The 24,059-nt window shown below is 61.0% G+C and carries 22 protein-coding genes; 14 read left to right on the top strand and 8 right to left on the bottom strand.

Translation table 11 applies throughout. From position 1 onward, the window contains the following. Positions 1–138: 138 nt before the first annotated feature. Positions 139–1,233 carry a LacI family DNA-binding transcriptional regulator gene (locus tag H2170_17005; protein MCS6301769.1) on the bottom strand — a complete coding sequence of 365 codons (1,095 nt, stop codon included), beginning with the start codon at positions 1,231–1,233 and terminating at the stop codon, positions 139–141. Between the two features lie 402 nt (positions 1,234–1,635). Here H2170_17005 and uxaC point away from each other — a divergent pair, with 402 nt between their 5' ends. The 7 genes from uxaC (at position 1,636) to H2170_17040 (ending at position 7,338) form a co-directional block, all read left to right on the top strand. Continuing rightward, the gene (uxaC, locus tag H2170_17010; GenBank protein ID MCS6301770.1) at positions 1,636–3,063 is read left to right on the top strand and encodes a glucuronate isomerase; all 1,428 of its coding nucleotides are present in this window, start codon (positions 1,636–1,638) and stop codon (positions 3,061–3,063) included. 211 nt (positions 3,064–3,274) lie between these two features. After that, positions 3,275–4,060 carry an ABC transporter permease gene (locus H2170_17015; protein MCS6301771.1) on the top strand — a complete coding sequence of 262 codons (786 nt, stop codon included), beginning with the start codon at positions 3,275–3,277 and terminating at the stop codon, positions 4,058–4,060. Next, complete coding sequence (locus tag H2170_17020) at positions 4,057–4,887, top strand: ATP-binding cassette domain-containing protein (GenBank protein MCS6301772.1); 831 nt, start codon at positions 4,057–4,059, stop codon at positions 4,885–4,887. The genes H2170_17015 and H2170_17020 overlap by 4 nt, the downstream gene beginning before the upstream one ends. Continuing rightward, the gene (gene mlaD, locus H2170_17025) at positions 4,884–5,360 is read left to right on the top strand and encodes an outer membrane lipid asymmetry maintenance protein MlaD (GenBank protein MCS6301773.1); all 477 of its coding nucleotides are present in this window, start codon (positions 4,884–4,886) and stop codon (positions 5,358–5,360) included. Before H2170_17020 ends, mlaD begins: the two co-directional genes overlap by 4 nt. Continuing rightward, on the top strand, positions 5,357–5,968 hold the full coding sequence (locus H2170_17030; GenBank protein ID MCS6301774.1) for an ABC transporter substrate-binding protein: 612 nt from the start codon (positions 5,357–5,359) through the stop codon (positions 5,966–5,968). Before mlaD ends, H2170_17030 begins: the two co-directional genes overlap by 4 nt. Further along, complete coding sequence (locus H2170_17035; protein MCS6301775.1) at positions 5,965–6,726, top strand: VacJ family lipoprotein; 762 nt, start codon at positions 5,965–5,967, stop codon at positions 6,724–6,726. Before H2170_17030 ends, H2170_17035 begins: the two co-directional genes overlap by 4 nt. Positions 6,727–6,768: 42 nt before the next feature. Beyond that, a complete protein-coding gene (locus tag H2170_17040; protein ID MCS6301776.1) occupies positions 6,769–7,338 on the top strand; it encodes an RsmD family RNA methyltransferase in 570 nt (189 codons plus the stop codon). A 115-nt stretch (positions 7,339–7,453) separates the two neighbouring features. On the opposite strand, the gene H2170_17045 is transcribed toward H2170_17040, so the two are convergent. Next, entirely contained in the window at positions 7,454–8,230 is a 777-nt protein-coding gene (locus tag H2170_17045) for a 16S rRNA (uracil(1498)-N(3))-methyltransferase (protein MCS6301777.1), read from the bottom strand. Positions 8,231–8,362: 132 nt separating this feature from the next. Next, positions 8,363–8,593 (bottom strand): hypothetical protein, encoded by a 231-nt coding sequence (locus H2170_17050; GenBank protein ID MCS6301778.1) that lies wholly within the window; start codon positions 8,591–8,593, stop codon positions 8,363–8,365. Positions 8,594–8,672: 79 nt separating this feature from the next. Here H2170_17050 and H2170_17055 point away from each other — a divergent pair, with 79 nt between their 5' ends. Then, positions 8,673–10,262 (top strand): transposase, encoded by a 1,590-nt coding sequence (locus H2170_17055; protein MCS6301779.1) that lies wholly within the window; start codon positions 8,673–8,675, stop codon positions 10,260–10,262. Between the two features lie 38 nt (positions 10,263–10,300). Here H2170_17055 and H2170_17060 read toward each other — a convergent pair whose 3' ends face one another. From H2170_17060 to H2170_17070, 3 genes are read right to left on the bottom strand one after another with little or no spacing between them, the layout of a single operon-like run. Further along, entirely contained in the window at positions 10,301–11,536 is a 1,236-nt protein-coding gene (locus tag H2170_17060; protein ID MCS6301780.1) for a hypothetical protein, read from the bottom strand. Beyond that, positions 11,533–12,039, bottom strand: a complete 507-nt coding sequence (locus H2170_17065) for a hypothetical protein (GenBank protein ID MCS6301781.1) — start codon at positions 12,037–12,039, stop codon at positions 11,533–11,535. The genes H2170_17060 and H2170_17065 overlap by 4 nt, the downstream gene beginning before the upstream one ends. Positions 12,040–12,055: 16 nt before the next feature. Further along, positions 12,056–12,529 carry a type II secretion system protein gene (locus tag H2170_17070; GenBank protein MCS6301782.1) on the bottom strand — a complete coding sequence of 158 codons (474 nt, stop codon included), beginning with the start codon at positions 12,527–12,529 and terminating at the stop codon, positions 12,056–12,058. A 203-nt stretch (positions 12,530–12,732) separates the two neighbouring features. Between H2170_17070 and rpsT the strand changes: the two genes are divergently transcribed. From rpsT to H2170_17100, 6 genes are all read left to right on the top strand, one after another. After that, positions 12,733–12,993: a 30S ribosomal protein S20 gene (rpsT, locus tag H2170_17075; GenBank protein ID MCS6301783.1), complete on the top strand. Its 261-nt coding sequence runs from the start codon at positions 12,733–12,735 to the stop codon at positions 12,991–12,993. Positions 12,994–13,205: 212 nt separating this feature from the next. Beyond that, complete coding sequence (gene rdgB, locus H2170_17080) at positions 13,206–13,823, top strand: RdgB/HAM1 family non-canonical purine NTP pyrophosphatase (protein MCS6301784.1); 618 nt, start codon at positions 13,206–13,208, stop codon at positions 13,821–13,823. An 11-nt stretch (positions 13,824–13,834) separates the two neighbouring features. Further along, positions 13,835–15,454 (top strand): hypothetical protein, encoded by a 1,620-nt coding sequence (locus H2170_17085; GenBank protein ID MCS6301785.1) that lies wholly within the window; start codon positions 13,835–13,837, stop codon positions 15,452–15,454. 1 nt (position 15,455) lies between these two features. Then, positions 15,456–16,133: a glycosyltransferase family 39 protein gene (locus H2170_17090; GenBank protein ID MCS6301786.1), complete on the top strand. Its 678-nt coding sequence runs from the start codon at positions 15,456–15,458 to the stop codon at positions 16,131–16,133. 113 nt (positions 16,134–16,246) lie between these two features. After that, positions 16,247–17,740 carry a hypothetical protein gene (locus H2170_17095; GenBank protein ID MCS6301787.1) on the top strand — a complete coding sequence of 498 codons (1,494 nt, stop codon included), beginning with the start codon at positions 16,247–16,249 and terminating at the stop codon, positions 17,738–17,740. A gap of 186 nt (positions 17,741–17,926) precedes the next feature. Next, entirely contained in the window at positions 17,927–19,294 is a 1,368-nt protein-coding gene (locus H2170_17100; protein ID MCS6301788.1) for an NPCBM/NEW2 domain-containing protein, read from the top strand. A gap of 94 nt (positions 19,295–19,388) precedes the next feature. Here the strand turns inward: H2170_17100 and H2170_17105 are convergent, their stop codons facing one another. Together H2170_17105 and H2170_17110 are read right to left on the bottom strand one after the other, a co-directional pair. Continuing rightward, positions 19,389–21,929 (bottom strand): NPCBM/NEW2 domain-containing protein, encoded by a 2,541-nt coding sequence (locus H2170_17105; protein MCS6301789.1) that lies wholly within the window; start codon positions 21,927–21,929, stop codon positions 19,389–19,391. Continuing rightward, complete coding sequence (locus H2170_17110) at positions 21,926–24,040, bottom strand: fused MFS/spermidine synthase (protein MCS6301790.1); 2,115 nt, start codon at positions 24,038–24,040, stop codon at positions 21,926–21,928. Before H2170_17110 ends, H2170_17105 begins: the two co-directional genes overlap by 4 nt. Between the last annotated feature and the right edge of the window lie 19 nt (positions 24,041–24,059).

Raw genomic sequence — 24,059 nt, forward strand, 5'->3', positions numbered from 1 at the left:
CGAAGACGGTTCTGGGCCGGCGACCGGAGGCAGACTGGGAAGTCTGCGCTACTTTTCAGAACCAGCCCACACGGAGTTGGGCCCTCCCTCGATCCCGATCCCCCGGAGGGACGCCCTCCGTGTCGTCCGCTCGCTGTATCAGGTGAGGCGTTCGAGCAACTCGGCGACCGGCGGGCCGATTTTTTTAACAGTGCCGCTGTCGATCCAGCGGCCTTCCACCAAGAGCCGCAACGGGTTTGCTGGCACGCCGCGTTCGCCGGTTTGAAACAAACTGATCAGCAGCTCCACCGCGCGCGCCCCGACTTCTTTTTCCTGCTGATCAATGCCCGTCCACTGCGGATCAAAAACTCGCGATAACGTGACCAGGCTGATGTCTCCCGGAATGGCGTAACCGGCGCCTTCCAGCCAGCCCTTCACCTCGGAAATCGTCGAGACGATCGCGGTGGGTTGGTGGCGTTTAACCCACGCCAGGAAGCGCTCGCGGTAGGGGTTAACAAAGGCTGGTTCGTCGCGTCCTTCGATGGTGAAAAGCGGGATCGGGCGGCTTTTCGGTTGGGCGTCTTTTAAAAAGTAATACGGGGTCTCGAAACTGTGCTCAACGCGGCTGAGGGTGTCGGAGGCGCTCACCATGCCGATGCGGCGGTGGCCGAGGCGGCAGAGTTCGCGCAGGCAAGTGAGCGTGGAGCTGTGCTGGTGGTTGGCCGTGATGTGCAGGCGGGGCGTGGTCAGCGAGTAGCCGATGCTCACCGCGGCAAACGCATCCATCGCCAGTTTGATCTCGGTGCGCGCCGCGGGCTGAGGCGCGAAGAGCAGGCCGCGGATGTTGCGCGCGAGCAGCACCTCGCGGGCGCGCTTGGCACTGAGACCGGGCTCGGTGAGCCAAAACTCTTCGAGTTTGTAGCCCATGGAGGCGGCGAATTGGTCGGCTCCCGCGTGATAAGCGTGGATGTTTTCCTCGCCCTGCCAGCCGTGGCGATCGGCGAAGGTGTGCACCCAGGCAAAGGTCGAGCGGTAGGCCGGCGTGTGCTGCTTGCGCCGGTAGTGGCTGAGCGCCGTGAGCATCGGGTCGGGCACATAGCCCAGCCGCTGGGAAATTTCGCGGATGCGGGCACGTTTGACCGGGTCGACGTAGGTGTCGTTTTTGAGCGCGCGCCAGGCGGTGGAAACATGCACGCCGGCTTCGGCGGCGACTTGTTTGAGGGTGATGCGGGAGTGGGGCGCGGCGTCAGGCATGAAACAGTTTGCAGGTAGACACATTCGCGCTACCCAAGGCAAGGATTTCACTGATCGTTACGTTCCATTGAACTGCGTTTGTCCTGCCGTTCGCTCAACGGATCTCGCTGCCGAGGTTCGACCCAATTCTCGGTTGTGCGCCAGTTAGGCCGTAGCATTCAACGTTTCGCATCCTAGTCCCCCTTTTTTAATAAACGCCAAAAATCCGATCCTTTTAGCCGCGAAAGAACGCAGAGAACGCATAGAAATACAGGGTTTGTTCTTTGCGCTCCTTGCGTTCTTTTGCGGCTAAACTGCCTTGGTTTCATCCGACAGCTTCGATGCTGCCACCCTCCTCGGTCACACACGTCCGTCCCCTTTTTTCATTCTTCCTCTCGTTCCATTCATCCCGTTTTCCTCGCCATGATTTCCACCCCTGCTTTTCTGCACGACGATTTCCTGCTCACCACGGAGTGGGCGCGGTTGCTGTACCACACCTACGCCAAGCCGCAGCCGATCTACGACTACCACTGCCACCTGCCGCCCGACCAAATCGCGGCCAACCGCCGCTTCGAAAACCTCACGCAGATCTGGCTCGCAGGCGACCATTACAAGTGGCGCGCGATGCGCTCGGCCGGGGTCAACGAGGAGCTCATCACCGGTAAAACCACCTCCGACTACGACAAGTTTTTGGCCTACTGCCGCATCGTGCCCACGCTGCTGCGCAACCCGCTTCACCACTGGTCGCACCTGGAGCTGCGGCGCTTTTTCGGCATCGAACTGCTGATCAACGAGCTCAACGCCCCCCAAATCTGGGAGCTGGCCAACGCCCAGCTCGCCTCGCCCGCTTTCTCCACCCACGGCCTGCTCACGGCCAACCGCGTCGCCGTCGTTTGCACCACCGACGACCCCGCCGATTCCCTGGAGCACCACATCGCCATCGCCAAGTCCGGCCTGACGACCCGCGTTTACCCGACTTTCCGCGCCGACAAACTTATGGCGGTGAACGCCCCGGCCGTCTTCAACACTTGGGCCGACCAACTGGCCGCCCGCGCCGAGGTGGAGGTTAACTCCCTTTCTGCCCTGCTCGAAGCGCTGGAGCGCCGCCACGCGTTTTTCCATTCCCTGGGCGGGCGCCTTTCCGACCACGGTCTGGAAAACCTGCCCGACGCCGATTGCAGCGAGGCGGAGGCCGTGGCGATTTTTGCCCAAACCCGCGCCGGCCGCCCCGCCACTCCCGAGCAGACCGCAAAGTGGGTCTGGTACGTGATGGTGTTTCTTGGCCGCCTCGACGCCAAACGCGGCTGGACCAAGCAGCTGCACCTCGGCGCGTTGCGTAACAACAACAGCCGCCTGCTCCAGCGTATCGGCGCCGACGCCGGGGTGGATTCGATCGGCGATTTCCCGCAGGCGCGCGCGCTGACGCGTTACCTCGACACGCTCGACCGCGACAACCAGCTGCCGAAGGTTGTCATTTATAACCTGAATCCGGCCGACAACTACGTTTTTGCCACCATGATCGGCAATTTCCAGGACGGCTCGGTAGCGGGCAAAATCCAGTTCGGCAGCGGCTGGTGGTTCCTTGACCAAAAGGAGGGGATGGAGATGCAGCTCAACGCGTTGTCACAACTCGGGTTGCTTTCACGCTTTGTGGGCATGCTGACCGATTCGCGCAGTTTCCTGTCGTATCCGCGGCACGAGTATTTCCGGCGTATCCTGTGCGGGCTGATCGGGGCCGACGTGACGGCGGGGCTGATCCCGGCCGACGAGGTGGCGCTGGGCAAACTGGTGCGCGACATCTGCCACGACAACGCAGTGGCGTATTTCGGCCTGGAGCACGGCCGGTTTTAAAGCGGCGAGGATTCGAAAAAGTAGCGCAGACTTCCAGTCAGCTCTGGCGTTTGCCGGAGCTGACGCGGAGCAGACTGGGAAGTCTGCGCCACTTTTTCGATCCCGGGCGACACGGAGGTCGTCCCACCGGGGATGCCGTTCCGCCGCCTTCGTAAAGGCGCAACTCAGTCTTGCTTGCGGCGGCTATAATCCTACCGTCTCGCTCCCCCCAATGCTGCGCACGCTCGGCCAACACACTCTTCATCTCGTCGAAGAAATCGGCGACTTTGCCGTGTTCACGACCCGCGGTTTCACGGCCGCCGTCGGCTCGCGCAAGCTGGGGCGCCGGATCGTGCGGGCCATTTACGAGCAGGGTGTTCGTTGCGTGCCGGTGATCGTGATCGTGGGTGTTTTTACCGGTCTGGTCCTCGGTTTGCAGGGTTACTACGTGCTCAACAAGTTCGGCTCCGAGGGGCTGTTGGGCACGCTGGTTTCACTCACTTTGGTGCGCGAACTCGCCCCGGTTCTCGCCGCACTCATGCTGGTTGGCCAAGCCGGCTCGGCCCTCGCCGCCGAACTCGGCATCCAGCGTAACAGCGAGCAGATCGACGCGTTGGAGACGATGGGCGCCAGCACCCACGCCTACTTGATTTCACCGCGCCTGCTCGCCGCCCTCGTGGTGTATCCGATTCAGACCGCCATTTTCTGCCTGGTCGGTTTGTTGGGCGGCTACCTGTCCGGCTCCGTGCTGTTGAACCTCCAGCCAGGCGTGTATTGGGCGGCGGTTTACAAGGCCGTGGATCCGCAGGATGTGGCCGAGTGTTTCATCAAGGCCGTGGTTTTCGGTCTGCTCACCATCTCGATCTGCGCCTACAACGGCTTCAACGCCCACCGTCGCCGCGGCTCGACCGGCGCGCGCGCCGTGAGCGCCTCGACAACACGCGCCGTGGTGTTCTCCAGCATCGTCGTGCTGGCCGCCGATTACCTCATCACTTCGTTGCTGGTTAAACACTCGTGAGTGCCCCCATTCCAGTTCCAGCCTCCGGTTCCGAGCTCTTCCTCGACATCCGCGGCGTGACCAAAAATTTCGGCGAAAACACCGTGTTGGCGGGCGTCGATCTCGCCGTGCCGCGCGGCACGGTGGTCACCGTTTTGGGCAAGAGCGGCACCGGCAAGTCGGTTTTCCTAAAGTGTCTGGCCGGCATTGTGCGCCCCGACGAAGGCGAGATCCGCTTCGACGGCCAGGCGCTCAACGCCGCCAACGCCCTTGCACGCGCCGAGTTTCGCCGCCGCTGCAGTTACCTCTTTCAAGGCAACGCGCTGCTCGATTCGCTCACCGTGCTGGAAAACGTCGCCCTTCCGCTCGAACAGACCACCCAGATACCCAACCGCGAAATCCGCCGCCGCGCGATGGAGGCCTTGCACCAGCTCGATCTGACCAAGCATCGCTCCCGCTACCCCAGCCAGCTTTCCGGCGGCATGCAGAAACGTCTGGCGTTGGCGCGGGCCATCGTGACTCGGCCGGAATTGGTGCTCTTTGACGAACCGACCGCCGGACTCGACCCGATCCGCCGCAACCACGTGTTTGAGATGATCGTTAAATACCAGCGCCAGTTCGGGTTCACCGCCGTGCTGGTGACGCACGATCTGCCCGAGGCGCTGGTGGCGAGCGACCAGGTGGCGCTGCTCGACGGCGGGCGTATGCAATTTCAGGGCACCCCGGAAGCCTTTAACCGTTCAGAAAACCCCATGGTTCGCGCCTTTCGTGACAGCGCGGACACCCTGCGGGACACGCTCGCGGCGCTGCGCCGTGGCGAAACCATTACCTCGGAAGACGATTTATGAAACAGTCCAGACTGGAACTGATTGTAGGAGCGTTCGTGTTACTCGGCCTCACGGCTGTCGCCTACGTGGCTTTGCGCATCGGCGCGGGCGCGTTGGTCGGTGGCGACACCTACGAGCTGCAGGCGCGATTCACCAACTCCGGCGGGCTCAACCCCGGCAGCAATGTCATCATCGCGGGCGTGACCATCGGGCGAATTAAGGCAATCGAGCTTAACCCGAAGGACTTTAGTGCCGTAGTTACCTTCAACGTGCGCAAGGCCATCAAACTTCCCGTCGATTCCATCGCCTCGATCAAGACCACGGGGTTGATCGGCGACAAATTCCTGTCGCTCGCCCCGGGTGGCGACAGCGAGTTTCTCGCTCCCGGCAGCCTGATCACCGACACCGAATCCACCGTGGATTTGGAGTCGCTCATCAGCCGCTTCGCCTTTGGCAGCACCACCTCTAAACCTAAGCCCGCCGAAACCAAATGAACCTGCGCCTGCTCAAAATCGCCGTTTTTACGGCCGTATTGTCCGCCCTGCGTTTGCCCGCCGCCGAGTGCGCTGCGGACAGCCATGAGATGCTGAAGGGGGCGGTTAACGAAGTCCTTGCCATTGCCTATGATGGCGCGGCTGCGACCACGCCGCTTTCACTGCGGGTGCGGCCGGTGCTGGAGAAGTATTTCAACTTTGAGGTCATCACCCGCAAAGCGGTCGGGCCCGGCTGGCAGCAGTTCACCCCCGAGCAGCAGGCCAGCGCGGTCACGCTGTTCACCGAGGTGGTGATCCGCAATTACGCCGACCGCTTCGAGGCCGGCGCGCGCCCTGGGATTACCTATTCGGCTGAAGTGGTGCCGGATCCGAAGCGGCCCACCGTGCGCGACGTGCCCACCACCATTGATTACGCCGGCAAGAAATACAGCGTCGTTTACCGCTTGGAAAAAGGGGCCGAATGCTGGCGCATCGTCGACGTGAAGATCGAGGGCGTGAGCATGATTGCCAACTGGCGAGCTCAGTTAAATCCTCTGTTCCAGCACGGCGGCGCCCCCGAGGTGCTCGCTTCCCTGAAACAAAATCTGTCCAACTCCGCCGCCAAATGAACCCCCGAATCCCGCTCCTGCTGACCTTTTCGCTGTTCGTCGCCGCCACCGCCCCGCTCGCACGCGCTCAGAAAACCCCAGCCGCGCCGGATCCGGCGGTGGTCGAGGAGATGGACGAGTATGCGAGCGTGCCGATCTCCGATCCGTTTGAACGCGTGAATCGGGCGATTTTCAAGTTCAACGACGGGCTCTATACCTACGCACTGCGCCCCATTTCCAAAGGCTACGTGGCGGTGGTGCCGGCGGCGGGGCGCGAAGGGCTTGAGAACTTTTTCAGCAACCTGTTGTTTCCCGTGCGCGTGGTGAACTGCACGCTGCAGGGCAAGTTCAGCCGTGCCGGGCTGGAGACCGGGAAATTCGCGGTCAACACGGTGGCCGGCCTGGGCGGGTTCATTCGTATTTCGAACGAAGTGCCGGCGCTCGCCTCGCTTCCCCGTGAAGACACCGGTCAAACCCTCGGCGTGTGGCACATCGGCCAAGGCCCGTATTTGGTGCTGCCGCTGTTCGGTCCTGGCACGGTGCGCGACACCGTGGGCATGGTTGGGGACCATTTCCTTAATCCGCTCAACTGGGACATCCAGCAGAACGTCGAGTGGTACAACTGGGAGGTTAAAACCGGCGTGGACGTGGTCAACGGGGTCCAACGCCTACCTGGCACGCTCAAGACCTACGACGCCGTGCGCAAAGACGCTCTCGATCCCTACATCGCCGTGCGCAGCTCCTACGTTCAGTACCGCGAAGCTGCGGTTAAACAGTAGCCCTGCGGGGCCGCGGTTAACGTTAACCTCCGTTTTATTGTTGTGCGTATCAGTGGCGGAGCGGCGCGCGGTGTTACCTTGCAGGTCCCTAAAGGCGACCTGACGCGTCCGGCCACCGATGGGATGAGGCAGGCGGTGTTTTCCAGTTTGGCGGCGCGGCTGCCTGAGGCGCGTTTTGTGGACCTGTTTGCCGGCAGCGGCGCTTACGGGTTGGAGGCGTTCAGTCGCGGGGCGGTGGGCGGTGTGTTTGTGGAGAAAAACCCTAAGGCCGCCGAGTGCATCCGCAAAAATATCGTGGCGGTCGCGAAAAGCGCGGGGCGGCCGGAAGCGGGCTTAAGCCTGCGCGCGGCGGACGTGTTGACGTGGGCGCCGGCGGCGGGCGAGGCGCCAGATCTGGTGTTTATTGACCCACCTTACGAACTGATCGCGGAGGTGGGTCTGGTGCTGTTTGCGCGCATGGCCGGGTGGTGGCCGGTGGAGGCAGACCCGGTGGTGGTGTTTGAGATGCCGGGCGAAGTCACCCTGGAGCCGCCGGGCTGGACGTGTGTGAAGCGCCTGGGCAAAGGCGCGCGCCAGCCGACCACGGCGTTTTTCCGCCGTGTAGGCGGTTAACAGGAGGCGGGCGAGGCCGTAAAAAGTAGCGCAGACTTCCAGTCTGCATTTTAAATCGGAGCAGACTGGAAGTCTGCGCTACTTTTTACGGAGAGGATTCGGCTAGGAATGGGTATTAGTGCAGCCGCGTAATGGCCAAGGCGGCGACGACCGCCGTCTCGACCCGCAGCACGCGGGTGCCGAGGTGGGCCAGGGTAAACCCCGCGGCACGCAGCGCCGCGCGGTCTGCCGGCCCAAACCCGCGTTCCGGCCCAAATGCCAGTGCCTGCGGCACACCGGAGGCGACGGCGCGAGTGTCACCTATTAGGTGACACTCGCTGGGGTTTGGCCCCAAGGGCAGGGGAGTGTCACCTAATAGGTGACACTTTATCAGGGGGCTGGAGGCTTCGTAGTTGTCGAGGGCGATGCGGGTGGCCGGTTCAAGGGCGGCCAGGGCCGAGGCCAGGGTGTGGGTCCAGGTTACCGTGGGGATGCGGGTGTCGAAGGCTTGGGCCGCGCCGGCCAGGCAGTGGCGGCGCCATTCGCCACTCGTCCACAGCGTGCTGCTCGCGTAATTGGGGTCGGCGCGCTCCGTGGCGATAAAATGCAGGGCGGTCGCCCCCAGGGTGGTGGCGTCGCGCAGGATGTCCCGGGCGGTTTGCGGGCGCGGCAGGCCGATCAGCAGCACCGTCGCCGGCAGCGGCGCGGGGGGCGGGCCCCAGTTAAACGTGAACGTGAGCGCGTCGCTGCGCAGCTCGGCCAAAGTGGCCTTGCCGCAGGGACCGTTGACCAGGCCGACATCAACACTGTCGCCTTCGCGGCGGCGCAGGACGTCGAGGATGTGTTTGGCCCGTGGATCGGTGCGGGGCAGGGGAGCGGCGAGTTCGGCGGCTTCGAAAAGAACGAGGTTCACGGCGGTAAAAAATAAGTCCGAGGCGACACAGGAGTCGGCTCGGACCAAGGGCTAACAGGGGATGTAGGGCGAGGGCGACGCGTTATTTATTGGCCTAATTTGAGGGGCTATCGAGTCGGCTGGGATGGGTGCTCAGAAGTCGAGGTCTTCCTTGTGATCAGCGCGTTGGGCGGCGGAGGTCAGCTCGGACCATTTGCTGATACCGTAGGGGCTGCTGCCGCCGAAATCGCCCAGGGATTCGTCGTAGTGGAAGGCGGCGTTACCGACCAGGGTTATGTTTTTGGCCACCACCGAGCCGAGCACATCACCGTTGCCGTTGATATCGACTGCGGCAGTAGGGGCGTAGACGATCGCGCTGAGCACGCCGTTGCCCGCAATCTTTATCCTAAATCCGGCAATAGAAACTAGCCAAAAATCACGCAGGTGATTGTTTGGCTGTCATATGCCGCCGTTTTTACCGCCGGAAAAAGCTCACCCCGAGGGTGAGTCAGAAAACCCTGATCACAAGGCAACGCCAAGCGATGCCGCCGAGGTGTTGATTGTGGATACACCCGGAGGACGTTTTCGTGCGCAGTTCGCCCCAGAGTTGCCGGTGAGCCCCTTGGGGGCACTGGTGTTTTTCACGCAGTACTTGTGTGCGACAGGAGGCTTCGAGGCACTGGTTGCGGACACGCCGCTTTGTTACAGCAGCAACCGCGCACACCGCCCTCGCGACGTGATTGGAACCCTGCTTTTGGGGATGCTCTCCGGGCACTATCGCTACGCGCACCTCGCGGCCCTGCGCGGCGACGACATTGCCCCGAGCCTGCTCGGACTTAAGTCGATTGTCAGCGAGGATTGTGTGCGCCGGGCGCTGGCTCGCATCGGTGCCGAGCAGGGGCAGGACTGGTTGCGGCGTCACCTCGACCAAACCTGTCATGGGTTTTTGGATAACCAGTGGATCCTCGACATCGATGTCACCATCAAGCCCATCTATGGACGTCAGGAAGGTGCCAGCATCGGCTATAACCCGCAAAAGCCCGGACGCCCCAGCCACGCCTACCACACCTACTGGATCGCCACCTTGCGCCTGTGTCTGGACGTGGAGGTGCACCCCGGCGATCAATCCGCCGCCGGACATGGTTTTGCGGGGCTGTGGGCGCTCATCGACCGACTGCCAGCCGAGCGCCGGCCCCATCTTTTGCGCGGTGACTGCGCCTATGGCCAGGAGGCGCTGCTCAGTGAAGCTGAAGCGCGTAAACTCAACTATTTGTTCAAACTGCGCCGCACCGCCAAGGCCCGCGAGCTGGTGGCCGCGCTTGAACGCACCACCACCACCGCTTGGACCGACGCCGGACAAGGCTGGCAGGGCTGCGAAAGCTGCCTGCGCCTGCAAGGCTGGAACCGGGCCCGACGTGTGGTGGTCTTGCGCCGTCGCCTCAACGACCAACGCCACCCCCGGGCCCGCCGCCGCCTCGTGCGCGAGCAAGCCGACCACGCTTTGCTGCTGAACATCCCCGACGCGGCCGCCTGCGAGCCGATCATCTACGAACATCAGATCCTCGTTACGAGCCTGCCCTACGAGATCCTTACCCTTGCCACCCTGTATCGGGAACGTGGGGGCGCGGAAAACCCCTTCGACGAGCTCAAGAACCAGTGGAGCTGGTCGGGGTTTACCTCCCAGGAGCTAAACTCCTGTCAGCACGCCGCGCGTTTGGCCGCACTGGTTTACAACTGGTGGACGCTCTATCACCGCCTGCTTCAACCCGGTCAGCACCACGAGGCGGTGAGTACACGTCCCCGTCTGCTCTGCGGAGCGACCCGGCAGAGCGAACACTCCGGTCAACGCCGCCTGGACGTGCGCTTGAGCCATGCCGAGGCACCTCGCCTGAGTGAACTCATCACAAAGCTGGCCAGATGGTTACATGGTATCCTTCATAATGCGGAGCAATGGAGTGTCGCCCAGCGCTGGGGGCAAATCGTAGCGAGGATTTTACAGGAAAACTTCCCTGTACTCGGCCCTGAACCGCCTTTGGCCACCGCCCCAAGCTGATCGCGCTTCCGTTCAGCCTGCCGCAGCACTCTCCACCCTCATCTATCCGACGGGCAACGCCCGCCGGCCGCACTTTCTATTGCCGGATTTAGGCTTATGGTTTGGGCGGTGGTGTTGGTGCCCCAGATCTGGAAGTTGATCGGTTGTTTCGTCGTGGCTGTTGTTGCTGAAGAGGTGCCGTTGGCCACGCCGTTGCCGGCGAGGGATACGTCACCGGCGGCGTAGAGCTCAAGGCGGCCGCCGTCATTGATTCGGACCTCGCCGTTGCCTTTGAGGTCGATGTTGCCGGTGGCGACAAGCACGACGTTTTTGCCAGAGGTGATCGTGATGTTGTCGGGACTCTTGGCGCTTCCGTTGAGGCTGACGCTGCTGGTCGAGTAGTAGTATTTGCCGTCGGCGGAAGGCGTGTCACCGCTGCGGGGTAGCGTGAGGCCGCTGCTGACCGAGCCAAGTGCGTAGGTGGTGGCCGGTGCCGTGACGGGATCCATGGACGAGGTGAAGTCGGTGGAAACACGGTCAGGGTCGACAGTGGCAACGGTCCAGTCGGATTTGTCCTTGGCGGCGGAGTCGGCGCCAAGGATCGATCCGCCGGCGCCCACCGTGTTGGTGATATCGTCGAAGCCGGTGGCAACGTAGCCCCAGATGTCGGCGTTTTTCACCAGCACGGCATCGACGGCGACGGAGATACTGCCGACGGTGCCGCCGTCCAGGCGCACGCCCGCGCTGTAGGGGACGATGGTGCCTCCAGACACCGAGTTCCAGCTGTCGACCGAGGCGTTGGTGCCTCGAAAGGTGATGGATTCTTTGGCGACGAGGCCGTTGGCGAACTTGGAGCGTTTGCGCAGGACCACGGAGATCCATTTTTCGATGGGGGCCTGATTGGTGGGGGTAACCGAGGCCCGGACGGCAATCACCGGGGCGCTGCCGCTGGTGGTGGTGTTGGAAACGTGGACGCGGGTGGAGCCGAAGGTGTTTTGGCCGAGGTCAACGGGACCGAATGTACGGGTGGCTTCGGATCCAGCGAGTGTCCAACCGGTCCAAGCGGCGGCGTTGCCCTCAAGGTTGCGGTTGATCGACCAGAGGGCCTCCTCCAGGCCGGTCTCGGCTAGGTTCATGGCGGTGTTATTGTGGAAGGCGCGGCCGGAGATTTTTAGGTTGGTGCCGGTGATCGATAGGTAGGAGCCGATGGCGATGGCCAGGCCCGTTGCCAGCAGCAGGGCAACGATGAGAACGGCGCCACGTCGCGAGGCGGGTGAGGTGCGGGAGGTGTTCATGTGGTGGTGACCTTGTTGCGGAGGATGTACCGGGCGGAGAGCACGGTGTTGGACACGGCGGCGGCGGTGCGGTTGACGCGCTGGGCCTTCAAGGAGAGCTGGATCTGTTTGGTGTTGGTGCCGGCCAACACGAGGTTGGCCAGGCTCACTTGGGTGCCATCGAGTTTATAGCCGATGAATGAAAACGACGAAATGCCGTCGAGCAGGTTGGTGCGAGTGCCACTGAGGGTGCGGAAAAATTGGGCGGTGGAGGCGTCGTAACCGTAGGTGATGCTGGTGGAGTTGACCGTCAGGTTGATCACCGTGGAGCTGCTATAGGTGATGCTGCTGGCCTGGCGGGCATCTTGGGCGAAGCGCTCCAAGCTTTCACGCGCCTGTGACTCGAGGTCGACATAGCTGGCCATGTTGGCGCTGGTGCGCCCGATGAACAGGACGACGGTGAGGATTCCGGCCATGATGAGCGCCCCGAGCGAGGTGGCGACCATCAGTTCGACCAGGGACATGCCGCGTGCGCGGCGGTTATGAGCCGGCGAGGGTGTAGTAGTAATCATAAAGGCCATCTTTGCAGTAGCGGGTGACGAAGGTGCGGGTGTGGCGGCTGCCAAAGGCTCCGGTCCAGTTAACCACCAACGTGATTTCGCGCATGGTGTCTTCGCGCCCGGAAACCGGCACGCTTTGCATGGTCATGGTGAAGTCCTTGGCGTAGCTAGTGTCGGCGGCGAACACGCTGTCGATGTTCACGGTGGTGGCGGTGGAGGCGAGGGCCTGGACATTGGTCCAGCTCATCAAGCGGATGCTCTCGGTCTGGCTTTGCATGACCTGGGCGGCGAGGGTCAATCGGCGGCCGTTGTCGATGCTGCGCAGGCCGGATTGCAGCGCGATGACGGAGCTGCCGATGGCCAGAATCATTACGAAGGAGGCGGCCAAAACCTCCACCAGGGTAAAGGCGCGGATGGGATGACCGTTCCAGTGGGAGCGACGGGGGCTGGGCATGTGGGTAGATTATCACGGGGAGGTATGCGGGCGGTAGGGCTGGGCAGTGCGTATTGTGGCCCTAGTTAGACCCTACTTTATGGGAGGGGATGGCCCTATTTGGGGGGCACTTCGGGCATTTCACCGTTGGGTTCAACGAAATCGCCCTTGACTCGCCCCCGTAGGTTTGGGTTTCTGTTCGGCTTACCTATTTCTAATCCGCCATGGCCAACACGAAATCCGCTATCAAAGCCGCCCGTAAATCCGAGCGCCTCACCATCCGCAACAAGGCCGTTAAAACCCGCCTGAAGACCCTCCACAAGAAGTTGGAGAAGGCTGCCGCCGGTACCGACCAGGCTGTCGCCAAGGTCGCCGCCGCCGAGTACGTCTCCGCGATGGACAAGGCCACCAAGTCCGGCGTTGTTCACAAGAACGCCGCCGCCCGCGCCAAGTCCCACACCGCAAAGATCGTTTTCGCCAAGTAAGACCCCAGGCGCCTCGCGCCTTTGGCTTTACGCCCGCCTCCGCCAGCCCTGTGCTGCGGGGGCTTTTTTTTGGGGCTGATCTTTGGCTAAACACCCTGAGCTCACGCTCAAGGCCACGAGGAGTGGGCTCGCAAAGCGTGTGGCCTTGAGCGTGAGCTCAAGGATGCCGTAACACTTAACTTGAACGCTAATTAGTATTAGCCCGCTCTCCCATGAATCTCTATCTCGCCTCGGGTAACGCGCACAAGGTTGCCGAGATGAACGCTCTTGCTCGAGCCAGCGGCCTGCCAGTAACCATAGTCTCAGCCAAGGCCGTCGGCGGCATGCCGCCGGTGGTCGAAGACACCGGCACGTTTGTCGGCAACGCCCGCAAAAAAGCCCGCGCCCTGCCCGCGGTCCTGCCGCCCGGCTCCTGGGTTTTGGCCGACGACAGCGGCCTGTGCGTTGATGCGCTCGGCGGAGCGCCGGGGGTGGAATCGGCGTATTATGCCGGTCCCGCCGGTGATGGGGCGGCTAATTTGAGTAAACTGGTCGACGTGATGGCGGCCGTGCCGCGGGAGAAACGCGGGGCGCAGTTTGTCTGTGTGCTGCTGGTGATCGGCCCTGACGGCACCGAGGCGGTGTTTGAAGGGCGATGCGAGGGCGTTTTGGGCGAAGTACCCCAGGGCGGAACAGGCTTTGGCTATGATCCGCTGTTTTTACCGGACGGTTACAGCGAGAGTTTTGCCCAGTTGGGGGATGCGGTTAAAAACGAGTTAAGTCACCGAGGGCGGGCCTGGACTGAGCTGGTTGCGTGGATGCGGGCTTGTTTAGTCGCGACCCTGGACTGAGGCTATCGGCCATGGCGATCGACCAGCGTCCCCAGTCGTCGGCACCGCGCGAGGTCAACGCGTCGGGCTTCGCTGTTCTGCTCACCGTCTTATTTTTACTATTGGCGGGTTTCAGCGCCAGTCGGCACGAGTTGTGGCGCGACGAAATGCAGGCGTGGCTGATCGGGCGCGACATGGCCAGTCCAGCAGCCGTGATCGCGCAGGCCCATTACGAAGGGGCCCCGCCGCTTTGGAATTTAATGTTGTGGGGGCTCAACCGCATCTCCCCGGCGCCCGAGCTCATGCAACTGGCGACCTGGCTGCTGGCGGGGCTGACGTTTTATATTGTATGCCGTTGGGCCCCATTCAACCGGTTGCATAAACTGCTCCTGCTGGGTAATTACTATCAGCTGTATGAATATGGCACGGTCTGCCGGAACTACCTTCCCGGCATCCTTGCACTGTGTTTGGCGTGTGTATTCCTTCTGCCCAGCAAGCCTCGACCTTGGCTCGGGGCCTTGTGTTTGGTCCTTTCGGGGTTTGCCAGCGCCCATACTTTAATCATCGCCGGCGCGCTTACAGTTGCCTTTTTTGGCCTGCCGATCTTGGTGAGAATCGCTCCGCCTTGGTTGGCTAAGTATATTGGTGTAGAGCGAGAAATGAATTTAAATAGGCCTGCTTTTTTGTTTGTCGCCACGACTGTGGGGCTTTTGGTGGCGGCAGTTATAGCCCGCCCCCTGCCGGATACCTATTACGCCTCGGCGGCGTTATGGAATACCGATTGGTCGCTGTCCCATTTCTCGCGCATTTGTGCCGCGTTCGTGGCCTCCTCATTCCCGCTGCCGCGTGATCCAGGTTTTTTTTGGATTCCGCCCTGGGATAAGCCGTTCCCGTCCTACAGTGAAACACACGCACTCCTCGCCGCCTCATTGCTTTGGCTTTTATCGGTTCTGGGTTTCCTTCGCGCACCGCGCGCCTTGCTCGCCTATGTGTTCGGGACACTCGGCTTGGCTCTCTTTCTGTATACTAAATTCCTCGGGTCTTTCCGGCATACGGGATTACTGTTTTTTGCCTTTTTTTTCGCGACTTGGATGTTGTTTTCAGCACCGGAATCCCCTGGTTCACGTCTTTCAAAATGGCGGCAGCGCGTGACGTCCCTGTTGCTGACCCTTATGTTGGCAGCGCAGGCATTCACGGGTTTGTGGGCGGTGCGGGAGGACTATCTCCGCCCCTTTTCTGGTGGTAAAAATGCGGCTGAATGGTTGCGTAGCAATGGTTACGCGGATGCGTTTATCGCCGTTTGCCCGGACTGGGCGGGCGCGCCGCTAGCGGGTTACCTCCACCGCACGTTATATTATCCGCAGGACAGGCGTGAGGGTAGCTTTACCCGCTGGGTGCGCAGTCGCGATGATTGCATCACGCATGAGGAATTCTATGCCCGCGCGGTGGTCGCCGCCAAGGGCCGGCCTATGGTGATGATTTCGGATCGTAATCTGCCGGAGGACTTTTGTTTGGAGCACGATATAAAAAAGCTGGTTTACATCGCCGGCTCGCTGACGCCGTTTGAAGAGTACGTGGTTTACTATAAAAAGCCGGATCTGGCCGGGGCGTCCTCCCGTAATAATGAGCCGGTAAAATCGGCAACCGAGTAAAATGAAGGGCTCTATTAATAAAAACGAACTTTGGGTGCCGGCCTTACTGGTGCTGTTGGCTGCTGCTGTTCGGCTCCTGCTTTTTTCAGGTGTTTATGGCCATGACGATTGGGCCTACCTTTTTTATATTCGAAGCTACACCAACGGCCAAACCCACGAGATTCTTCATTCGCTCTGGGGGCTTCGGTTTCTGATTTGGTTTCCCGTGGCGGTGCTGTTTAAGGTTTTCGGGGTTTCATTTTCGGCGGCGTTTGCTCCTGGCTTTATTTTGGGGCTCACCGCAGTCCCCCTGACTTATTTTATTCTGCGTCAGCTGCGTATGGGGATAGGTATCGCGATCCTGGGTTGCCTCATTTTGATTTTGAGCCCGATCGACTGGCAGGTTTCGACGACAATCCGGGGCGATATTGAAATGTCGTTTTACAGTGGCGCTTTGCTGCTGGCGTTGCTTGGCCTGCGCCGGGCCGTGGGGCGCAATAAATACTACTGGGGCTTGCTGGCGGGTGTCATTTGGGGCTTTTCCGTTTTAAGCAAGGAATGGGGCTATGTCATGGCTTGGGGCATATTCTTCGTCGCCGCGGTTGATTTCATTAAAACACGCCGCTTTCCGTGGGAGTATACGGGGGTTGCGGCTGGCTTCCCGCTGATTCTATTTTTGGATGCGGCTCTTTTAAAGTAGAGCCTGTCCCGAAAGCATAAAAACCTAGCAGTGAACTATTAGCATAAGTTTAATGATGCCTAAAGAGGGGTAATTCCCTGGTTTTGGTCAAAAAAAAGCCGCTATAATCGGCCATGAAGTCAAAACCCGTATCCGCCACCTCGGCCATTGCCCTGCAACGCTGGTTGCGTCCGGCGCTAACGCCAGTCGGTGCCAATAAAGATTACGCCGAGTTTCGCCAGCAATTGGAAGGACTCGACGCGTTGTTGCGTGGCAGCCACTTGGAGACGATGGCGATGGACTTTGCCAAGGCGGGGGCAGGCCAAGCCAGTGTCGCACAACTACGCCAGCGTATGGAGTTTGCGCTCAAAGCGTTACGCTTTGAAGTGTTGCGGGTGCATTTGGGCAACATATCCTTTCGCGAGCTTTCCCGTAGCATTGCCTCAAGTGATTTACTGGCGGATTTTTGCGGTGTTCGCACGCTTGAGGGAATCAAGGGGGCGTCCAAAAGTGTGCTGGAGCGGGCCTCGAAGTTTTTCACCGCCGAACAGGTGCGCTGGATGGGGCAAGTGTTGGTGGAGATGTGCGGCGAGAAGGATCGCGCCACTGAACTCGGGTTGAGCGCGCCGCTGGACATGGATGTTTGCCTCATCGACGGCACGTGCTTGGAGACCAACATCCACTTCCCGGTGGACTGGGTGCTGTTGCGTGATGTGTCCAAGACTTTGCTCAAGGCCATGATTTTAATCCGCCGCGCTGGACTGCTCCACCGTATGCCTGAAGAGCCGGAGTGCTTTGCCAAGCAGATGAACAAGTTGTGCATGTCAATGACCCACGCAGGCCGCCGCAACGACGCCAAGCGCGCGCGTAAACAGATCCTGCGCAAGATGAAGACGCTGTTACGCACGATCGGAGAACATGCCCGCCGCCACCGCGACCTGTTGGCGCAGAAGTATAGCCAAACCCATTACAGCCAACGCCAAACCAAGCGGATAACCACCCGCATCGACGCTATGCTCGGCCAACTGCCCGCCGTCATCAAGCAGGCCCACGAGCGCATCATCGGCGGACGCCCGGTGCCCAACGACCAAAAGATCCTCAGCGTGCATGAACTTGATGTGAACGTACTGGTTCGCGGCAAAGCAGGGAGCCAAGTCGAGTTTGGCAACTCGTTGCTGTTGAGCGAGGCGCTCTCCGGTTTAATCACCGACTGGCAACTCTACCAGGGCGCGGCTCCGGCAGAATGGTGCCAACTCGAGGAAAGCCTGGCGCGGCAGAACCGCTTTGACCTGAGTGCGCCGATTAGCGCGGTCGGCACCGACCGCGGCTTCGCCACCAAAAAAACTTCCGCAATGCTCAAGCAACAAGACGTTTACGATGCGGTATGCCCGCGTGATCCGCACGCGCTCAAGGAGCGTTTGAGCGAAAAACGCTTCGCCCAATTGCAGCGGCGCCGTTCGGCGACCGAAGCGCGCATTGCGATCCTCAAACAACGCCTCGGCGGACGCTTGCGCTGTAAAGGGTTTGCCAACCGCTACCGTTCGGTGGGTTGGAGTGTACTCGGTCACAACCTCTGGCTGGTGTCACGAATCCTTGCCGAGGAAATAACACTTCCGCTGGCCGCTTAATTCAATTTTCCGGCAAAAATGTGAATAACCCTGGGGCTCGCCCCGGCTTTGCCGTACCTTACTACCGCGCTTGGGGGCGGGAAAAATCGATTCGGGCCGCCGTTTAACGTCGCTGGGGTGATTCGTGCCACCTCGTTCGCCCGCAATCCCAATGGACCTCTGCGCACTTTTTAAAAATCCGGAAATTTGGGACAGGCTCTAAAGTATCTGACGGGCGATTGGCTGGCCCGCGTTCATACTTCCATTGGGTTTTTCCAGAATCTTGCCGGCGGCGGGGTGAATTTAGACACGTCTACAAGTTATCGCTACCTCGTGGATTTATTTCTTGGGCTGCGCACCGTGCTCACCTCGCCCGAAGACTACGCTCTGCACACGCTTTATTCTTGGTTTGGAACTTTTAATGAAACGCCTTTGCAGGTGAATCATTATCCCTATTTTGGCCCCTACATGTGGATGCCTTTGGTGTCGCTGCCGATCGTTTTATTCAGTCGGGGGCCCGGTCGGGCCATTGGCTGTTATATTCTAGGGATTATACTCTGGATTCAATTTGGCAGCATGAGTTGGCAGCAGTACCTCCCCTATCATAAAGAACCGCGTTATTTTACGATTATCAGTGTTCCAGTGGCTGTGCTGGTGGCGCTTGCCTGTTCTCGAATTTTTCGCGCTGGGGTAGCGCGCCACTATAAAATCGTGGCCGCCGGTGTGCTCGGTGCCATGAGTATCGTTTTGGTGCAGGTGGCGATAACCAATCACCTTACCTATAACAGCGATCGGGATTATATGCCTAGGCTGGTCGCGTGGCTGGATAAAAATCCGACGGTTCGCCTGTGGACTCGTGCCTCCATCCAGAATGAATTGGACCTGCGGTTTGGTTATCGGTTTTCCGACCCGGTTCACCGTCACCCCGGCCAAACCGGTTACGGTTCAATAATGGATGCGGCCTTTGGGAATAAGGCGCAGGAGGGCGATTATGTGCTGGTGGATATCGGCAGTATCAATCCGGCATCAGAAATCCCCGCGCTCGGGAGCAGGAGTTTGAAGTGGGAGGTGATCATGGCGGGAAAATACTCGTCTGCGGTTTTGCTCCGGATCCAGCCGATCAAGCCGGACGATGACGGGGCTTATTATTTAAGTGATAAAATGCCTATTACGGAAAAGCACTCGTTTGCCAATGTACGCAGGGACGCCTCCTTTGATACCTCGCCCATTGTAATCAATGGAAGGCGTTACCGGAGTGGCTTGGGTGTTCATGCGGTTTCGGAACTCGGTTATCCGGTCGATCCGCGTTATACCGTGTTCACCGCAGCGATCGGAGTTGAGGATTCCGCTTCAAATAGTCCTGGAAGCGTGGTTTTCACGGTTTATGCGGATAATACAGTGAAATACCGCTCGCCCGTTATGCGCTGGGGTTCGCCGACGATAAATCTGGAATTAGATCTGTCCGGGGCGGAGCACATTAAACTCGTGATGGATGACGCCGGCGACGGCATTGCCGCTGATCATGGCGCCTGGGCGGAGGCGAAAATGTCCCCGCCTAAATCCAAACCCCCATAACGTCGTGGGGCAGGGCAACGCGGTTTTGTCCACGCCACAAGGCGGGCGCCGCCCCCGCCCTGACCGCACGTGAAGTGGCCGTTCGGCTGGCGTTTCACCCATCCGGTGCCGCGCGCCGCCGTAACCGAGCCTCGGCCCAGTCGGCATGGTCGCTGTGGTCGCCATCGCCCGCATCGGTTACCACCAATCGCAGGATCGATCCGCCAGTGGTATCCACGCTGATTTTAGCCGGGGTGTCGCCTACGCGCAGGGTGGGCGACTGGAAAACCTTGCGATCGTCCACCCAGACCTCGAATTGCACGCTGCCCGCCCCGCCGATCTGGGAATCGTCCACGCCGACATCCGCCTCGAAGCGGTCGTAGTTGCCGCCGAGATTAAACTGCAGGTCGGAGTTGGCGTGGGTTCCCAAGCCGTTGGCATAGCGGTGGCCTTTGAGCGACAGGGGATCGAGATTGAAGGCTCGGTCGTATTTTAAGGTGCCGTAGGACTGCTCCACGCTGCGGGGTTCGAGTTCGCTGATGCCCACGTAAGTCTGGCCGTCGGCAGGATCGAGTTTGGCGCGGACTAACTCCGCGCTGGACGCGCGCGTTTCGTAAAGGGTGTAGGCGGCGCCGCGACTCGGCTGGTCGAAAATGAGCCGGTGGTGTCGGGAGAAGGCGGCGCGGTTGATCCGGTAGATCCCGTTTTCCTCGGGGCCGATCATGACATGGGTAACGTGCGCCGAGGTGATTAAAAACGGGTCGGCTTCACGATAAGCGCGAGCCACGGTGTCTTCGGTTTGCTGGTCGGCAAAGCCGGTTTCACGGGTGTAAGAGCCGTTGACCACGCGGCGGCCGGCGAGGGCCGGAACCAGGTGAACAAAGGAGTTGGCCGTGAGGAAAACCGCGTCTTTGGGCGTGTTGATTTTAATCCAGTCGGCGACCATGCGGTCGCTGGCGCTGAACAGTCGCTCCGGCTCACGGCGGTAACGCAGCGCCCATTCGATGCCCGAAGGCACGACCGAACCGAGGCCCACCAGCGCCACCGCGGTGATTTTAAGCACCCTCGATTTTCCCCATAATTGCGCCAGCCAACGCCCCGCGCACAGGCAGAGCAGCACGTTGAGATAGAGCACGAATTTATTGCTGTCGCCCCAGTTGGGGGTGAAGCGGAAGACATTGATGACGCCAAAATAAAAGCCCGCGATGAACAGCAGGGCGAGCAGGGCGGTTTTGCCGCGCCGGTCCTCGTCGTTGTCGCCGCGTCTGCGCAGCAGCCACCAGCCGAGACCGGCCAGCCCGAGCACCAGTGACGGCCCGGCGACACGAAGCCAAAACCAGACGCGCTTGAGATGCAGCCATTCGGGAATTTCGGGCAACGCGTCCAGATGCTTGGCGACGTCGAAGCCGGAAAACCCGGCGGTTTTTTGCTGCGATAAGATAAACGCCAATTGTATCCCGATCGGAATCGCCGCGAGCCCCAGAAGCGCGAGCTTCGACCACGGGAAGCCGGAGGAGGCGCGGGGCGCGGTGGGTGCGGGCGGCGGTGCGCTGCCGGCCGGTGCGGGTGCTTCGATCGCCAGCCGATCCATCATCCGCGCGAACCAACCGCGGTGTGCTGCCCGTGTGAGCGGGCGCGGCGTGCGTTCACTTAGCACGTACAAGCCCACGAGCGGGGCGAGGGTGAGGAACGTGTGCATGTGAAACAGCGGCATGAACGCAACGGCGCCGACCAGGCAACAGGTCGTGCGGTCGAGGGCGGAGCGCTCGGTGTGTTTCCGGTACAGCGCGACCAAGATCAGCATCGCCAACGGGAAGCCTGCCAGGAAGGGCAGCTGCGGCTGGAAGTAGTCGATGATGACGTTGAGGAAATTGTAGTAGGGGTAGGTGACGTGGTCCTCGATGCTGGCCCAGGAGCCGAGCGAGAGCGGGATGTTGCCCGAGGGGTAGCCGAGCAGGCCGAAGAGCACGTTAACCACTCCGACGTGGCCGAAGAAAAACAGCAGTGCGGCGAACAGGGTGGCAGCGCGGGTTTTTGCCACCGTAAAAAACAGGTGGCAGGTCAGCGTGCAGAGCGAAAACGCCAGCAGCACCATCGGGATTTTTAACGCGTACAGCAGGTCGAAGCCGCCTTTGTTGAGGATGGCGGCAAAGAAGTTCGCCATGAAGTGGTAACTCAGGCGGGCGCCGGCGGATTGCGGGTTGTAAGGGGGGAACGCGCTCTGCTCGACGAAGGCCGAGACGGTGCCCATGTGATACGCGAGGTCGCGGGTGTTGCCGCGAAACAGGATGTCGCCCTCGGCGTTGGCCCACACGCAGACGCCAAAATAGACGGTGATCACCGCCGTGGGAACGGCGCTCGCCAGCCAGAATGTACGATTTGGCTTAGGCAGCGCGGCGAACCAGGCGCCATTTAGCCCGCGGTAGTGCCAGGCCCAGAGGTTAAACCCGAGCATGATCCCGGTGCCGACAAGGATGACCCCGCCAGTGAAGCCGCAGCCCCAAGCCAGCAAAAACAGCAGCCAGGCCGCGCAAAACGTGCCGAGCACGATGCCGGCGGCCAGGCGTACCCACCGGTCGCCCCGGCTCAAGCCGAACACCTCATCGAGGATCAGGCCGAACCAAACGGCGGTGAATAAAAAAAGCGCGGCGATCATTTGCCGTGCAGGTAGTTTTTCAGGTTGAGGGCGTCGAGTGCCGCGTTGCGTTCGTCGGTCCAGATCACGGCCTGCCCGGGTGGTAACGGGTCGTGGATGTTAACCGTGCGCCGTACCCGGCCGTCGTCCTCTTCAGCTGGCAGCCAAGCCAACGCCTCATGAATCTGTTCGGCGCGCCCGACCAGAATGTATTGGGAGCTGGTGCAGTCCCAGTCCGTCGTCTCGGTGGTGTGGGCGATGTCCGTGACCACCCGCAGCGCGTGCAAGCCAAGGGTGTTCGCGGTGGCGGCGATGACGGGGAACAGGGTTTGGTAGCGGCTGGAAACGTGGATCGCGAGCAGGCCGTGGCGTTTTTCGAGCCGCTTGGAGTAAATGCCCAACGCCTCGCGAGTGAGCAGGTGGGGCGGCACGGCGTCACCGGTGAACGCATCGATCACGATCAGATCGTAGTCGGTCGTGGTCGTTTCCAACCCTTTGCGCCCATCAGTTTCCAAAAGGCGAATACGGCCGGGCGAGTCGTTGATAAACGTGAAATGGTCCCGCGCCAGGTGGACGGCCTTCGGGTCAATGTCCCAAAAATCCACTGCGTCGGTAGGCCGGGCGTAGGCGGCCAAGGTTCCCGCGCCAAGCCCAACCACGGCGGTCGTGGTGGATGATTTTTGCTTTTGGGTTTCGGTGATTACCCGGCCGATGCCCGAGCTCTCCGTGTAGTAAAGCGTGGGCTGGCGGCGGGTGTTGGCATTGGTGGTAATCTGCGTGCCGTGGGTGGTGGTTTCGCTCGATAAAATCAGCCCGTTCTGGTCGGTCTTGAGCATCGAGTAGCCATAAACATTGCGGAATCGGCGCACGTTTTCCATGCCGGCCGCTTCGTCGCGTGTTTGGGTCAGCACCAGCCCGAGCACCGGGGACAACGCGATGGCGCTGATCACCCCGACGGTGATCGGGTCGCGTTGGGTGGACATACGCAGTAGGCCGACGATGAGCAGCACGCAGGAAACCGCCAACAACTCCGATGGGCGCAGGAAAAAAACGGGAGCGGCAAAGCTGGCGAATAAGCCGCCCGCCACACCGCCGACGGCGAGCACCAGGTAGAACGCGGCGAAGCGTTGTTGGGGGCGGGTTTGGTGCAGCAGGCCGTTGGCAAAAAAACTGCCCGAGGCACTCAGTGACAACACCCAGAATGCAACCCAGCCGTCCACCGTGCTTGGGCTGACGCCTTTGGTGAGCATAAATCCGGTCAGGCTTAACGCCAGCCAGCCAAGGCAAAGCTGGGTGTAGCGCGGTTGCCACATCCCCGAAAACGTCACCAGGAAGCTGAGCAAAAACAGGCCAAACGGGCCGACCCACGACAGCGGGCTGGAGCCGATCTCGGCGGCGATGTGGTGGGTGGCCCCGAGCATGCCGACGCAGGCCAAGGCGCTCAGCCCCAGCCAGAATCCAATCTGGCCTACACTGAGTTTTTCGGTGGCCGGTTCGGGGCGCTGATCGGCCCCCGCCGTGCGTAAAAACAGAAAGCCGGCCACCCCGATCAGGCCGACGAAAACGCCCAAAATGCCCTGCCAGTAAAACACCTGATCGGAGACGGGGATGGAGCGCTCAACGGTGAACGGGTACAGCACCACCGCGAGCAGGCTGCCGGCGTTGGAAATCGCATACAGGTGATAAGGCACCGCCTTGTTCTGGCGGCCAAGCCAGCCGTGCAGCAGCGGGCTGGTGCTAAACAGCAAAACCATGGCGGGTAACGAGGCCACCGAGAGCGTTCCAACGATCCCGCCCACTCCGGTCCACTCGCTGGTTTGCGCCCAGCCCAGGCGGCTGGCGAGCATCGCAACCAAGCCCAGCGCGGCCGTCGCCCCGACCTGCACGAGCGCCCGCCGCTGGAGCAGCCAAATCGCCCAGCCGTAGCCGAGCAGCAGGGCGATTTGAAAATACAGCATGGTGCCCAGCCAGGTGGAGGCGGCGCCGCCTTGGGTGGGCAGCAGGAGTTTGCCCACGAGCGGCTGTACCGAAAACGACAGGAAGGAGGCCAGCGAAACGGCGGCGATCACCGTGCCGCGCAAGGCGTTTTCCTGAACGCGCGGTGAGAGGTTAAGGCGGGAAAAAACAGACATGTTAAATAAAGCGGGAGGC

The organism is Opitutus sp., from assembly GCA_024998815.1.
Classification (GTDB): Bacteria; Verrucomicrobiota; Verrucomicrobiia; order Opitutales; family Opitutaceae; genus Rariglobus.